The sequence below is a fragment of the Gluconobacter sp. genome (assembly GCF_047723935.1).
Classification (GTDB): domain Bacteria; phylum Pseudomonadota; class Alphaproteobacteria; order Acetobacterales; family Acetobacteraceae; genus Gluconobacter.
The window spans coordinates 57657-70135 of the sequence record NZ_JBDOBO010000002.1; the positions used below are offsets into that span (position 1 = coordinate 57657).

Below are 12479 nucleotides of genomic sequence, written 5' to 3' on the forward strand. Positions count from 1 at the left end.
TAATCATCCTTTCCCCTTCGGGGTAAAATGGCGGCCGCCGGCCCCACGGGCGGGCGGTTTTCTGTTCATGCTTCCCAGGCGGTTTTCTGAAAAATGATTGATGTCATCGTGCTCGGCTCCGCGGCCGGCGGTGGTTTCCCCCAATGGAACTCCGCAGCGCCGGGTTGTGTTGCCGCCCGCACGCGACAGGGCGCACGCCCTCGCACTCAGGCCTCCATTGCCGTGAGTGCTGATGGAGAACACTGGTTTGTTCTCAACGCCTCCCCTGATCTCCGGCAGCAGATTATCGAGACTCCGGCCCTTCACCATCAGGGCAGTCTGCGCGGGACGCCGATCCAGAGTGTCATTCTCACCTGCGGCGAAATCGACGCCATTACGGGTTTGTTGACCCTGCGGGAACGTGAGCCTTTCACGCTCATGGCGAGTGACTCCACACTGGAGCAACTGGCGGCCAATCCGATCTTCGGTGCGCTCGATCCTGCGATTGTCCCTCGCGTTCCTCTGACGCTTGATGCGCCTACCGCTTTAAAGCTGAAGGATGGCAGCCAATCCGGCCTGACGCTGACGGCCTTCGCGGTTCCGGGGAAAGCCCCGCTTTACGCTGAGGCTGAAGGGTCGCGGCCTGATGAAACTTTGGGTGTTTCGATCACGGATGGGACTCAGACGGTTCTGTTCATCCCCGGCTGCGCCCACATCACACCAGAAATCATCGAACGTGCCTCTCAAGCGGATCTGCTGTTTTTTGACGGCACCCTATGGCGTGATGATGAAATGATACGTGCGGGACTGAGCCCCAAGACAGGTCAGCGTATGGGGCATGTTTCCGTCCGGGATAGTGGTGGGCCGGTGGAGTGCTTCGCGTCCTGCTCAAAACCGCGTAAAGTCTTGATTCACATCAACAACTCGAACCCGGTTCTGATGGAAGACAGTCCGGAACGCAAAGACGTCGAGAGCGCGGGGTGGACCGTGTCCGAAGACGGCATGACTTTCAGACTGGAAACACCATGACACTCCTGACCCCTGACCAGCTCGAAGCTCGCCTCCGCCAGATCGGGGCTGAGCGCTACCACAACCGTCATCCGTTCCACCGCAAGCTGCATGACGGTCTGCTGACGAAGCAGCAGGTGCAGGCCTGGGCCCTGAACCGCTACTATTATCAGGCGAAGATCCCGGCCAAGGACGCCACGCTTCTTGCCCGCCTCCCGACCGCCGAGCTGCGCCGCGAATGGCGTCGCCGCATCGAGGATCATGATGGTACAGAGCCGGGAACAGGCGGTGTCGCCCGGTGGCTCGTACTCACGGATGGTCTGGGTCTTGATCGGGACTACGTGGAGAGCACGGACGGCCTGTTGCCCGCGACGCGCTTTGCCGTGGATGCGTATGTGAATTTCGTGCGGGATCAGTCCATTCTGGCCGCTATCGCATCATCCCTGACCGAGTTGTTCTCCCCCACGATCATCAGCGAACGTGTCTCGGGGATGCTGCGGCACTACGACTTCATTTCTGAAGAAACGCTGGCCTATTTCACCCCACGCCTTACGCAGGCTCCTCGGGATTCCGATTTCGCGCTGGCCTACGTGCGGGAGAATGCTCGAACGCCAGAACAGCAGCGCGAAGTTTTGGGTGCTCTGGAGTTCAAGTGCTCCGTTCTGTGGTCCATGCTGGATGCGCTGGATTACGCGTATGTGGAAGGGCACATCCCGCCGGGCGCTTTCGTCCCATGAGCATGACGGAAGAGACCGTCCTGTCCTTTGCGCGTGGTCATCGGTTGCAACATGACCGTGTTCGGGATGTCTGGCTTGTTCAGGCTCCCGAAAAGGCTTTCATTATCGAAGGCGCCGCCCCACATATCCTGGGTCTTGTGGACGGGGAGCTGCCTGTTGGCTCTATTATAGAGAAGCTGACGGAACAGTTCTCCGCCCCGCGCGAAGTCATCTCCACGGATGTTCTCGCGCTTCTTTCTGATCTGACGGAAAAGGGCGTTCTGCGCGCATGACCTTGCCCCAGCCACCGATGAGCCTTCTGGCTGAACTGACCCATCGTTGTCCGCTTGCCTGCCCCTATTGCTCCAATCCGCTAGATCTGGAACGCAAGGCGGCAGAGCTGGATACGGCTGGATGGAGGCGGGTGCTTGAACAGGCGGCGGAGATGGGCGTCCTGCAGGTTCACTTCTCGGGCGGTGAGCCAATGGCCCGGCCAGATCTGGTCGAACTGGTGATGCTGGCGCGCAAGCTGAATCTTTATACAAACCTCATCACGTCCGGCGTCCTGCTGGATGAAGCCAAACTTGATGCGCTGGATAAGGCCGGACTGGATCATATCCAGCTTTCTTTCCAGGATGTGACGGAAGAGGGCGCCGAACGCATTGGCGGCCTGAAGGGCGCCCAGCCTCGCAAGCTTAAAGCCGCCCGGCTGATTCAGGCGTCCGGGATTCCCATGACGTTGAACTTTGTTGTCCACCGGGAAAATGTCGAGCGCATTCCGCAGATGTTGGAGTTGGCACGGCAGCTTGGGGCTGGCCGCGTCGAAATTGCTCATACCCAGTATTATGGCTGGGGCCTCAAAAACCGCGATGCTCTGCTTCCCAGCAGAGAACAGCTCGAAGAGTCCACGCGTGCTGTAGAAGCCGAGCGTGAGAAGGGAGGTCTGGCCATTGATTATGTCACGCCAGATTATCATGCAGACCGTCCCAAGCCCTGTATGGGCGGCTGGGGGCAGCGGTTCGTGAACATCTCCCCGTCTGGTCGCGTTCTTCCCTGCCATGCTGCGGAAATCATTCCGAATGTGACCTTCCCGAACGTCCGGGATGAATCACTGGCCGAGATCTGGAACAATTCCCACCTGTTCAACATGTTCCGTGGAACGGAGTGGATGCCGGAAGCCTGCCGGGCTTGTGACCGCAAGGAGATCGACTGGGGAGGCTGTCGTTGTCAGGCGCTGGCTCTGACAGGGAATGCCGCCAACATGGACCCGGTTTGCAGCCGCTCACCATTTCATGACATCGTCGAGAAGGCGGTGGAGCAGGCAGAAACGCCTGAACTGGTTTACCGCCGCTTCTGAAGTTTTGTACCGAGTTTCCCATGCCCGTTCCGGACATTGACCAGTTTCACGCTATCTCCATTAGTGCGCTTGCTCACGAGCTTGCGGCGGAGGGGCGAAGCATCATTCATATGGAGTTTGGTCAGCCTTCCACTGGTGCACCAAAGGAAGCCATTGAACGGGCACAGCATATTCTGGCGACAGATCCCATGGGATACTGGGAAAGCCAGCCGCTCAAGGAGCGTATTGCGCTGCATTACCAGGAGACCTACGGCGTCACGGTAATGCCAGAGCAGGTGATCCTGACCTGCGGCGCCTCCCCGGCGCTTGTCCTGGCTTTGACGAGTTGTTTTGTGCCTGGGCAGCGTATTGCGCTCGCACGACCGGGTTATGTTGCTTACCGCAATACGCTCCGCACACTTCATATGGTGCCGGTGGAAATGCCTTGCGGAGAAGCTGAACGCTTCCAGTTGACGGCAAAAGCGGTGGCCGAACTGGAGCCTGCTCCAGACGGTCTTATTATTGCCAGCCCTGCCAATCCAACGGGAACAATTCTTCCAGACAGTGAATTGCAGGCTATCATTGATGTCTGCAAGGCCCGTGGAATCAGAATTGTATCAGACGAGATTTATCATGGTCTGAGCTACGGGGAGCCCGCCCATAGTGTTCTGGAGCATGACCCGCATGCGCTGGTGGTCAACAGCTTTTCAAAATACTTCAGTATGGCTCCGTGGCGTCTGGGGTGGCTGATTGTGCCATCGGACAAGATAGATGCTGCCCGGGCGCGCATGGGAAATCTTTTCCTCACACCGTCGGCATTGAGTCAGCATGCAGGACTGGTCGCTTTTGATTGTCGGCAGGAGCTCGATGGCCATATTGAGACCTATCGGCGAAACCGCGATCTGCTTCTTGAAGCTCTGCCCGCGCTTGGCCTGACGCATATCGCACCACCGGACGGTGCATTTTATATTTATGCGGATATTGGGCATCTCACAGAAGATAGCCTGTCGTTCTGTCGTAAGCTTCTTCTGGAAACGGGGGTCACGACGGCGCCTGGTGTAGACTTCGACCCAGTCAATGGTAATCGCTTCATGCGGTTCAGTTTTGCCGTTTCCACTGATCGGATTGAAGAGGCTGTGCGTCGCATGACGCCTTGGTTTCGGCAGCAGGCCAACGAGAGGGCTTTAAGCCAAGACGACTGAGACCGTCTTGGCTTATTCGAGTTAGGCTACCGGCACGTTCCGAAGGAAAGCTACGCTTTCCACGCAGGCCGCGGCAGCTTCACGGCCTTTGTTCTCAGCGTCTTCGCGTGAACGGGCAACAGCCTGTGCTTCGGTGTAAGTTGTCAGGATACCGAACGCGACTGGTACTTCCGTTGCGAGCTGAGCCTGCATGATACCGATGGTTGCACCCAAGGAGATAAACTCAAAGTGCGCGGTGTCTCCCTTGATGACGCAGCCGAGGCAGATCACGCCTTCATATTTGCCCGATTTAGCCAGTCGCTGAGCAAGAAGCGGCAGCTCAAACGCACCCGGAGCATCATAGACGTCCACATCCGTGATGCCGCGCTCTTCCATCCATTCGAGCGCCCCATTCTTCAGGCCACCTGTAATGCCAGTGTTAAAACGGCTGACGATGATCGCCATTTTGGGGGCTGGAGAAAGGCGCAGGTCAGGGGCGACGGGGATATGCTTGCTCATGCGGGCTGTTCCTGAAGGAAATGGCCCATCCGCGTCCGCTTGGTGGCGAGATAGGCCCGGTTAAAAGGGTTGGCTTCAATTTCCAGTCGCTCGCGGGACTGCACATCAAAACCGAAGCGAACAAGATTGGATTCCTTGTCCGGATTGTTCGTCAGAAGGCGAAGGGACGTGACGCCCAGATGCCGGAGCAGGTCAGCGGCTGCATCCCATTCACGGGCATCCGCGGGCAGGCCCAGAGCCTCGTTTGCCTCCACTGTGTCCATGCCACCATCCTGAAGCTCATAGGCCCGGATCTTGTTGGCAAGGCCAATGCCCCGGCCCTCATGACCGCGCATATAAATCAGCACGCCACATTCAGACGCCGAGATCCGCTCAAGAGCCTCCCGAAGCTGAGCGCCGCAATCGCACCGCAAAGACCCCAATGCGTCACCCGTGACACATTCTGAGTGCAGTCGAACCAGCGGGGTTCCCTGAGACGGATCTCCCTTCACGAGGGCCACGTGTTCGACACCGTCTACGGCCCGGAAGGCATGAATCTTCAGATCATGGCCACCGAAAATGCTGGGAAGAGCAGACACAGCCACCATTTCACCGGCAGCAGGGACTGGTGTGCTGATCAGTTGAGCATCATCCACGGAGCCACGCCCGTGCTCGCGGCACCACTCCTGCAAGTCCGCAATACTGACGACTGGCATTCCATGCTTTGCGGCGAAGCGGCGTAATTCGGGCAGGCGCATCATGCTCCCGTCGTCCGCCATGATTTCGCAGATCACACCAGCAGGCTCGAGGCCAGCGAGGCGCGCAATATCGATCGACCCTTCGGTGTGGCCGTTACGGGCGATTACACCCTCTGGGTGCGCGCGCAGAGGAAAGATGTGGCCCGGCGAAATGACATCGGCTGCTGTTGCGTCAGGGCTGGCAGCAACAACGATTGTCCGGGCACGGTCTGCGGCCGAAATGCCAGTGGTTACGCCTGTGGCCGCCTCAATGGAGACCGTGAAGGCCGTGCCGCGCGGGTCACGGTTGCGGCTAACCATGGGGGGTAGACCAAGACGGTCCACCTGCTCAGCTTCCAAAGGAAGGCAGACCAGACCCCGCGCTTCACGCACCATGAAATTGATGGCTTCCGGAGTAGCGAACTGTGCCGCCATGACCAGATCGCCTTCATTTTCACGGTTCTCGTCATCAACCATGACGACCATGCCACCTGCGCGAATGGCTTCGATGGCAGCTTTCAGGGATGGCTTCATGACGCAACCTTTCCAAGTGTAGGCGAGAAGCGCAGCAGGTTTTCGACGTACTTGGAGAGTACATCGACCTCCACGTTCATGCGTGTTCCGACTGTGAGGGACGAGAGGTTGGTATGGTCCCAGGTATGTGGGATGATTGTCAGACCAACCTCAAATCCGGACTGGTTTCCCCGAACAACATCATCATGCAGTTCGTTAACCGTCAGGCTGATCCCATCGAACGTGATGGAGCCTTTTTCCACGACATACTGGCGCAGGGCCTGTGGGACGAAAATGCGGAGGGCGTAAGAATCTCCGGATTTTTCGACACTGGCAAACGTCGCAACATTATCGACATGTCCCTGCACGATATGCCCGGACAATCGGGTATTGGCTGCGACCGCACGTTCCAGATTAACGCGGGAACCGGCTTTGAGCTGCTCGAGAGGCGTCCGGGAGAGAGTTTCGCCGCTCAGATGAAATGTTGCCACCCCAGCCGCATCGAACGTTTCAACCGTCAGACAGACGCCATTCACTGCGACGCTTTCGCCTAGCTCAAGATCAGGAAAGCCTGTCTCGACAGTCAGGTCCATGGCCTTGTCACGGAGGGAGACGGCTTTGACAGTACCCAGACGCTCTATGATTCCAGAGAACATGCGCTTTCCCTCAGCAGTCGTAGCGGGCTCTCGTCCCGCGATTGAAGTTCGATGTGATCAGTGTCGCCGTCTTTGCGGATGGTCAGCCAGTCGTCCCATAGACCAGCGTCGGACACTGTTTTCAGAAGGGATGGACCGGCTTCCACCATGGCCCAGTTCACGCCGCGCTCGGCCAGCATGGCAGGGACGGAGAGAAGGTCAGGAGTGACCAGAACCGTGAACCCGGCCTGTTCCATCCCGTTTTTCCAGTCTGCGGGCAGGCGCCCTTTCCGGTCACACACCACAAGAAGGCGTGGGCCTCGATCCGCGTGATCCGCTACCCGACGCACTGTAAAGCGCGGCTTGTCAGCCAGAACCGTACCAATGCCCGTGATGATGGCATCGGTAGCGCGGCGAAGACGATGAGCCAGCGTCAGTGAGGCTTCGGACGTGAACGTCGTCTGTCCCATCGGCGGAATCATCGTACCATTTGAATCCAGAGCCTGCTTGACGCTGATCCACGGACGATGACGAACGACGCGGCTCAGGAAAGGCGCCAGAAGGGCACGGCAATCGCGCTCAAGATCAGCCATTTCCGGGACATCCGAAAGGAATGTCACGCTGCGCCCGTTTGGCATCTCCCGCAGCCGCTCTGCGCCGCCCGCAGCCTGCGGATTAGGATCAGCAACGCCGATCCAGACATGCTCGACGGGACTATTGCGGAGCGCTTCACTGCAGGGAGGTGTACGCCCCGTGTGATTGCAGGGCTCAAGCGTCACAATCGCGGTGCGCACATCGCCCAGAACGCCGGCATCGCGAGCCTGTGCAAGAGCCATTGCTTCTGCATGAGGCTGCCCGACCCTCGGATGAACGCCGATGGTGAGAACACGACCTTCTGCATCGAGCAGTGCGCATCCGACAGACGGATTGGGAGATGTTGCTCCCAATGTGTCGGCCGCACGGTCAATAGCCATCCGAAATCCTGCTCGGATCTGGCTGGCACTGACGGCACTGGAAAAGGCGGTTTGTTTCAACAAGGCTGCGGTCACGGTCCCATTATTCGGGACGTTCGCAGGGCGCACGCCACCCTTAACCGATGTTCGCAGTGGGAGAGTGCGAAAATGCACGGTCCTCCCACCCGAGCAATCGGGCAAGTGCTGCGTTCTCTCTCATCCGGACTATGACCGTCGGCTCCGGAGTCTCACCGGATCTGCTTGACCCTTCCTATCCGTGGATAAGAAGGCGCTCGCGGGCTTAGGAGGGACCGAAATCCCTTCAATACCGCCGGTGGGGAGTTTCACCCCGCCCCGAGAACGTCTGTTCAGTCAGGAATATGAGACCGGGAAATCACAGATTACAAGTGGAATCGCACACAAAGAGACGTGAAAACCGCTTATGTGTCATATTTCGTAATCTTGTAGGTTTCCTTAAGCACCATAGAAAAAGCCGCCAGAGAAGACTCTGGCGGCTTTTTCTGACTGTTCTCCCTGAAGAGAGACAGCAATCAGTGCGTGGAGGCATCCGTGTGACGCTGAATGGCATCCTGCGTTGCGTTCGCACCGCGAGACACATTGTGGCCCACGGAACTGACGTCCTGACCAGCACCCCGAACAGTGTTGCAGGCCGAGAGAGAGACGGCGGCACCAGACAGTAGCGTCAGGGAAAGTGCAACACGGGCGACGGACTTGATGGACATTGGGTATAACTCCTTGAAGAAGCGTTCGTTATCGAAACGCTATTCGCGGAGGAAAGTTCATCCGCGACAAGACGTTTGTGTGGCCCGATTGTTTCAAAATGAAACAGAAATCGAACATGCCTTCGAGGGGCTGATCCGGTTAACCCAGCGTAAAGTCCGCCAGTTCATCTGCAAGTTTCTCGGGGTCAGGAATCCGGTAGTTCATATGAAAGCCACTTCCTGCGCCAACCGGCTCCAGACCGGCGCTATCATACAGATAGCGGGCGTGATTGTTGTTCGTCTTATCGACCAGGCACTGGTTGACCCACATATCCGGACCATGTGCCAGTGTGACAACCCTTCGCCGAGGGAAGAAGAGGCTCGTATGCAGATAGGCGTCATTATACCCGATCACGAGGGGATTTGACGCCCAGAGCTTGAGCTGATCCCGGAAAGTCATTTCACTTGGATAAACGGTTCCAATTCCCTTCGCTCTCAACGCGGACGTCAAAAGGCTTTCATTTTCCACCCTGACATTGCCCTCGCGCAGCTTCTCTTGCGAGAGAAAGAGCACGCGCCCCGGGTGGTTCTGTTCGCCTTCGGGCAAAATCTTTCGCCCAATGCTGTGCGCCAGATCTGCAAAGACATCATAAATGAAGGAAAGCTCTTCAAATGCCGCTGCCGCAACAGTGATCCTTGGAAAGCGGACTGGGGATAAAACCTGCAGGAAATGATCTGCCGTCAGATCAAGGGCCGTCATGATCGTCCGAAAGTAGCTCTGCGCCATCAACTGAGCCACAGGCTGCGGACTGCTAAATACCAGTTTCAGGCGTGATCGTGCGTAAGGAGGAAGACCCCACAGGCGAGAGAAGACGTTGGCGAAGAAATAAGGATATGACGGATTCAGGTTCCCAAGGAAAAAATAATCAAACTCATTACTCAGAACCGGGCATGCCGGAATATCCGCACAATCTCTGGAACAGAGTGGTGTGTGAAGCGCACCTGCGCCGGTATAGAGCATTCCCTCAGGAACACTTCGGCCCGAGGGTTCGAAAAGTCCCCACTGTGGGGCAGTTCCAGGCGGGATAAAGACAGCATTTCTGACGTCCCGCTGGTTTGGGAGGTCCTGAATCAGAAGTCTCCGACCAACGAAACCCGTACAGTCTTTCAGGGCCATATCCCGACCTTTCCTGAAGCTTGAAGCAGCCTCCAGCAGGCCGCGCAGACAGTTCTTGAATGTGTTTCGCTTGCATCGGTCAGCACATCAAGCCCAACTTCCGTGCAAAGAATGGCTCAGAACTGATGACAGCAGGGGGGTGCGCTGTTAGAAAGCGCGCAATTCTCCCCCTGACGGATACCAGACGAGGCCGTTTCATGAAGATCGTTGCCTGCAACAGTAATCTGCCGCTGGCTCGTGCGGTGGCGAGTGAACTACGGCTGCCCGTGTGCAAAACCGTGGTCAAGCGCTTCGCGGATGGCGAAGTCTTTGTCGAAATTCAGGAGAACGTCCGCGGTGAGGACGTTTTCGTGGTGCAGAGCACCTGCATGCCGACAAACGATCACCTCATGGAACTGCTGGTGATGCTCGACGCGCTGCGTCGTGGGTCTGCCCGCCGGGTAACGGCTGTCATGCCGTATTTTGGATATGCCCGACAGGATCGTAAGTCCGGCCCCCGTACGCCCATTAGTGCAAAGCTGGTTGCCAATCTGCTGACAGAAGCGGGTGCGAACCGTATCCTGACAATGGATCTGCACGCCATGCAGATTCAGGGATTCTTCGATATTCCGACGGACAACCTGTATGCGGCTCCGCTCTTCGTGCGTGATCTTAAAACGCGCCTTCCGGACCGGGAACTCATGATCGTGTCTCCTGATGTTGGTGGTGTTGTTCGTGCCCGTCAGCTTGCACAGCGTCTGAACGTTGACCTGGCCATCATCGACAAGCGCCGTGAACGCGCCGGCGTGTCGGAAGTCATGAACGTGATTGGCGATGTCTCAGGACGGTATTGTGTGCTGGTAGACGACATTGTGGACAGTGGTGGATCACTCTGCAACGCGGCCAATGCTCTTATGAGCCGGGGTGCCGAAGGCGTGGAAGCGTATGTCACTCACGGCGTTCTGACTGGTAATGCCTGCGAGCGCGTGAAAAACAGTCCCTTGAACATGCTGACCCTGACGGACAGCATCCCTGCTACTCAGGCGCTGCTCGATACGCCAAACATTCGCCAGATTACGACTGCTAATCTTCTGGCTCGCGCAATGAGCGCTGTTGCAGACGAAAGCTCGGTTTCCTCACTCTTCGACTGAGCTTTCCCACTTCTGGAGGTTTCATCCATGCCGAAGATCCTGACCAAGCCTTACTGGTATCTCCGGCACGGTGAAACGGATTGGAACCTCAGAGGTCTCTCCCAAGGGCGGACGGACATTCCTTTGAATGCCACGGGGCTGACACAGGCGATCCGTGCAGGTCAGATTTTTGCGGACCTGTTCCAGAAGGGAGAAACACCCTTCGACCGGATTATTGCCTCCCCCCTCTGCCGCGCCCTTGTCACCGCAGAACACACTCGTGATGCCATTCGTGACAGCGGGGGCCCTGATCTTCCTCTGATCATTGATCCGGAACTCAAGGAAGTCTGCTTCGGGGTGCAGGAGGGGCAACCCATGGGAGAATGGTATGACCCATGGATCGAAGATGGCTATACGCCCGAAGGGGCTGAAAGCTTTGCAACCCTTCAGGCGCGTGCTGTTGGAGCGGTTAACCGCTCCCTGCAAACTGACGGAACACCCCTCTTTGTCGCACATGGCGCCTTGTTCAGAAGCCTGCGGGCGGGAATGAGTCTACCCGTCAATGTTCGTTTGCCAAATGCAACCCCGCTTTATCTGTCACCCTCAGAGGCGGGATGGTCCATTCTCCCTTACATTCCAGAAGACGCGTAATCTTCCTCTACCGCTTGGGTTCTTCATGGAATGGACCCCTGTTTCAACGAATGTTATGGTCTAGCTGAACCATAACTGTGCTACAGGCCATGAAGAATTTTACAATCAGAGTATCTCTGTACGGAAATACCGGGAACATCATGATGATGTATCTTTCGGCTCTGAAGCTTCAGTCGGATCTTGGTTATGGTACCATCTGCAATGTAAGAATTCCGCTTTTCGATATTTCAATTCCAGACATCGACACCAGAAATCAATTTGGCTTGCATGACACAGAGGTTATCAACTCTCGGGTTCATGGACGTGTCTCAACAGATGGTTACTGCCATATTGTCCCCCGCTCCAATGCGGCGTTTATCAGTCTGGAAGGGTATAGCCAGCATATCGACAATTTTCCTGATCGCAGAATTACGGACTATGATAAAATTTTCCCATACTGCTCCGATAATGAGCAGTATGGGGGGCCTGATGATCTTGTCATTAATATCCGTGGCGGAGAGGTTCTTACGGGTCTGCATCCGGATTATACAATGCTCCCTCCGGAATTCTATGAACACCTCATTCAGAAAACCGGTAAGAAACCAATTTTCTATGGTCAACTGACGCCATCACCTTATCTGGATGAACTGAAACAGCGCTTTCCAGATGCACGTTTTATTTCCTCCCGCGGGGAGGCGCTTGATTTTGATTATATTCGTCGATCACACTACATCGTTCCAGCATTGAGTACGTTCTCCTGGCTCGCTGCGTGGCTTTCAGATGCCAGAAAAATCTTTTTTCCGGTCGCAGGCGTGATGTCACCGCAGCAGCATCCTTCATCAATGCTGCTGCCTTTGGATGACCCCCGATACGAATTTTATGTCTTTCCTATTTATCACTCGCGAGCCATCGCGAACTATCGGGACTATCTCGATCCCGTACGAAGAACATGGCAATATGTTCCAGCAGCATCCATATTACAGAAACGCCAGAGCAACCGCCCCACACTGAATGACGCGCTCAGTGTTTTCAGTGTGGCAGATTACCTTGGAATGTACGGAGATATAGGGCTGTTTGGAACTTATGGAGCTGTAGGGTCAATCAACCATTTCTGTAGCGCCGGTTTCTGGGAAGGAAAACATCCCGTTCATTTGGACAACAAATACTACGCTACCGCTTACCCCGCTGCTGCCATGGATGTCGCAATGGGGCGCTACGATACGCTTCTGGATCACTATATTCTTGTAGGATCCAAGATGGGCTACACGCCACGAGCCTGAAAACC

Annotated in this window: 14 protein-coding genes and 1 riboswitch; of the genes, 8 read left to right on the forward strand and 6 right to left on the reverse strand. The window is 56.4% G+C overall.

Annotated features, from left to right (window positions below; translation table 11 throughout):
- Positions 1–93 precede the first annotated feature (93 nt).
- The 5 genes from pqqB to ABF979_RS02485 are packed head-to-tail and all read left to right on the forward strand — an operon-like array spanning position 94 to position 4241.
- The gene (gene pqqB / locus ABF979_RS02465) at positions 94–1008 is read left to right on the forward strand and encodes a pyrroloquinoline quinone biosynthesis protein PqqB (RefSeq protein ID WP_415557583.1); all 915 of its coding nucleotides are present in this window, start codon (positions 94–96) and stop codon (positions 1006–1008) included.
- The gene (gene pqqC, locus ABF979_RS02470) at positions 1005–1724 is read left to right on the forward strand and encodes a pyrroloquinoline-quinone synthase PqqC (RefSeq protein ID WP_064275209.1); all 720 of its coding nucleotides are present in this window, start codon (positions 1005–1007) and stop codon (positions 1722–1724) included. Before pqqB ends, pqqC begins: the two co-directional genes overlap by 4 nt.
- Positions 1721–1996, forward strand: coding sequence for a pyrroloquinoline quinone biosynthesis peptide chaperone PqqD (gene pqqD, locus ABF979_RS02475; protein WP_415557584.1), 276 nt, complete (start codon positions 1721–1723; stop codon positions 1994–1996). The genes pqqC and pqqD overlap by 4 nt, the downstream gene beginning before the upstream one ends.
- A complete protein-coding gene (gene pqqE, locus ABF979_RS02480) occupies positions 1993–3060 on the forward strand; it encodes a pyrroloquinoline quinone biosynthesis protein PqqE (RefSeq protein ID WP_415557585.1) in 1068 nt (355 codons plus the stop codon). The genes pqqD and pqqE overlap by 4 nt, the downstream gene beginning before the upstream one ends.
- A 20-nt stretch (positions 3061–3080) precedes the next feature.
- Positions 3081–4241: a pyridoxal phosphate-dependent aminotransferase gene (locus ABF979_RS02485; protein WP_415557586.1), complete on the forward strand. Its 1161-nt coding sequence runs from the start codon at positions 3081–3083 to the stop codon at positions 4239–4241.
- Positions 4242–4262: 21 nt separating this feature from the next.
- Here ABF979_RS02485 and ribH read toward each other — a convergent pair whose 3' ends face one another.
- The 6 genes from ribH to ABF979_RS02515 form a co-directional block, all read right to left on the reverse strand.
- The gene (gene ribH, locus ABF979_RS02490; RefSeq protein WP_202206914.1) at positions 4263–4739 is read right to left on the reverse strand and encodes a 6,7-dimethyl-8-ribityllumazine synthase; all 477 of its coding nucleotides are present in this window, start codon (positions 4737–4739) and stop codon (positions 4263–4265) included.
- Positions 4736–5989: a 3,4-dihydroxy-2-butanone-4-phosphate synthase gene (gene ribB, locus ABF979_RS02495; protein WP_202206915.1), complete on the reverse strand. Its 1254-nt coding sequence runs from the start codon at positions 5987–5989 to the stop codon at positions 4736–4738. The genes ribH and ribB overlap by 4 nt, the downstream gene beginning before the upstream one ends.
- Complete coding sequence (locus tag ABF979_RS02500) at positions 5986–6624, reverse strand: riboflavin synthase (protein WP_064275216.1); 639 nt, start codon at positions 6622–6624, stop codon at positions 5986–5988. Before ABF979_RS02500 ends, ribB begins: the two co-directional genes overlap by 4 nt.
- Positions 6606–7577: a bifunctional diaminohydroxyphosphoribosylaminopyrimidine deaminase/5-amino-6-(5-phosphoribosylamino)uracil reductase RibD gene (gene ribD, locus ABF979_RS02505; protein ID WP_252348572.1), complete on the reverse strand. Its 972-nt coding sequence runs from the start codon at positions 7575–7577 to the stop codon at positions 6606–6608. Before ribD ends, ABF979_RS02500 begins: the two co-directional genes overlap by 19 nt.
- A gap of 183 nt (positions 7578–7760) precedes the next feature.
- Positions 7761–7922: riboswitch (FMN riboswitch) on the reverse strand.
- A 185-nt stretch (positions 7923–8107) separates the two neighbouring features.
- On the reverse strand, positions 8108–8299 hold the full coding sequence (locus ABF979_RS02510; protein ID WP_046900458.1) for an entericidin A/B family lipoprotein: 192 nt from the start codon (positions 8297–8299) through the stop codon (positions 8108–8110).
- A gap of 139 nt (positions 8300–8438) precedes the next feature.
- Entirely contained in the window at positions 8439–9455 is a 1017-nt protein-coding gene (locus ABF979_RS02515; protein WP_415557587.1) for a glycosyltransferase family 61 protein, read from the reverse strand.
- A 197-nt stretch (positions 9456–9652) separates the two neighbouring features.
- On the opposite strand from ABF979_RS02515, the gene ABF979_RS02520 reads away from it, so the two are divergent.
- The 3 genes from ABF979_RS02520 to ABF979_RS02530 all read left to right on the forward strand — a co-directional run bounded on the left by ABF979_RS02520 (position 9653) and on the right by ABF979_RS02530 (position 12474).
- Positions 9653–10585, forward strand: coding sequence for a ribose-phosphate pyrophosphokinase (locus ABF979_RS02520; protein WP_046900960.1), 933 nt, complete (start codon positions 9653–9655; stop codon positions 10583–10585).
- Positions 10586–10612: 27 nt separating this feature from the next.
- Positions 10613–11215 (forward strand): histidine phosphatase family protein, encoded by a 603-nt coding sequence (locus ABF979_RS02525; RefSeq protein ID WP_415557588.1) that lies wholly within the window; start codon positions 10613–10615, stop codon positions 11213–11215.
- A 140-nt stretch (positions 11216–11355) separates the two neighbouring features.
- Complete coding sequence (locus tag ABF979_RS02530) at positions 11356–12474, forward strand: hypothetical protein (RefSeq protein WP_415557589.1); 1119 nt, start codon at positions 11356–11358, stop codon at positions 12472–12474.
- Positions 12475–12479: the final 5 nt, after the last annotated feature.

What these genes read in the sequence shown, in the direction of transcription:
- ABF979_RS02510 (WP_046900458.1), bottom strand. Translation starts at nt 8,299, where the DNA reads ATGTCCATCAAGTCCGTCGCCCGTGTTGCACTTTCCCTGACGCTACTG.
- ABF979_RS02530 (WP_415557589.1), top strand. Translation starts at nt 11,356, where the DNA reads ATGATGATGTATCTTTCGGCTCTGAAGCTTCAGTCGGATCTTGGTTAT.
- ribD (WP_252348572.1), bottom strand. Translation starts at nt 7,577, where the DNA reads ATGGCTATTGACCGTGCGGCCGACACATTGGGAGCAACATCTCCCAAT.
- ABF979_RS02525 (WP_415557588.1), top strand. Translation starts at nt 10,613, where the DNA reads ATGCCGAAGATCCTGACCAAGCCTTACTGGTATCTCCGGCACGGTGAA.
- ribH (WP_202206914.1), bottom strand. Translation starts at nt 4,739, where the DNA reads ATGAGCAAGCATATCCCCGTCGCCCCTGACCTGCGCCTTTCTCCAGCC.
- pqqC (WP_064275209.1), top strand. Translation starts at nt 1,005, where the DNA reads ATGACACTCCTGACCCCTGACCAGCTCGAAGCTCGCCTCCGCCAGATC.
- ABF979_RS02485 (WP_415557586.1), top strand. Translation starts at nt 3,081, where the DNA reads ATGCCCGTTCCGGACATTGACCAGTTTCACGCTATCTCCATTAGTGCG.
- ABF979_RS02520 (WP_046900960.1), top strand. Translation starts at nt 9,653, where the DNA reads ATGAAGATCGTTGCCTGCAACAGTAATCTGCCGCTGGCTCGTGCGGTG.
- ABF979_RS02515 (WP_415557587.1), bottom strand. Translation starts at nt 9,455, where the DNA reads ATGGCCCTGAAAGACTGTACGGGTTTCGTTGGTCGGAGACTTCTGATT.
- pqqD (WP_415557584.1), top strand. Translation starts at nt 1,721, where the DNA reads ATGAGCATGACGGAAGAGACCGTCCTGTCCTTTGCGCGTGGTCATCGG.
- pqqB (WP_415557583.1), top strand. Translation starts at nt 94, where the DNA reads ATGATTGATGTCATCGTGCTCGGCTCCGCGGCCGGCGGTGGTTTCCCC.
- ABF979_RS02500 (WP_064275216.1), bottom strand. Translation starts at nt 6,624, where the DNA reads ATGTTCTCTGGAATCATAGAGCGTCTGGGTACTGTCAAAGCCGTCTCC.
- pqqE (WP_415557585.1), top strand. Translation starts at nt 1,993, where the DNA reads ATGACCTTGCCCCAGCCACCGATGAGCCTTCTGGCTGAACTGACCCAT.
- ribB (WP_202206915.1), bottom strand. Translation starts at nt 5,989, where the DNA reads ATGAAGCCATCCCTGAAAGCTGCCATCGAAGCCATTCGCGCAGGTGGC.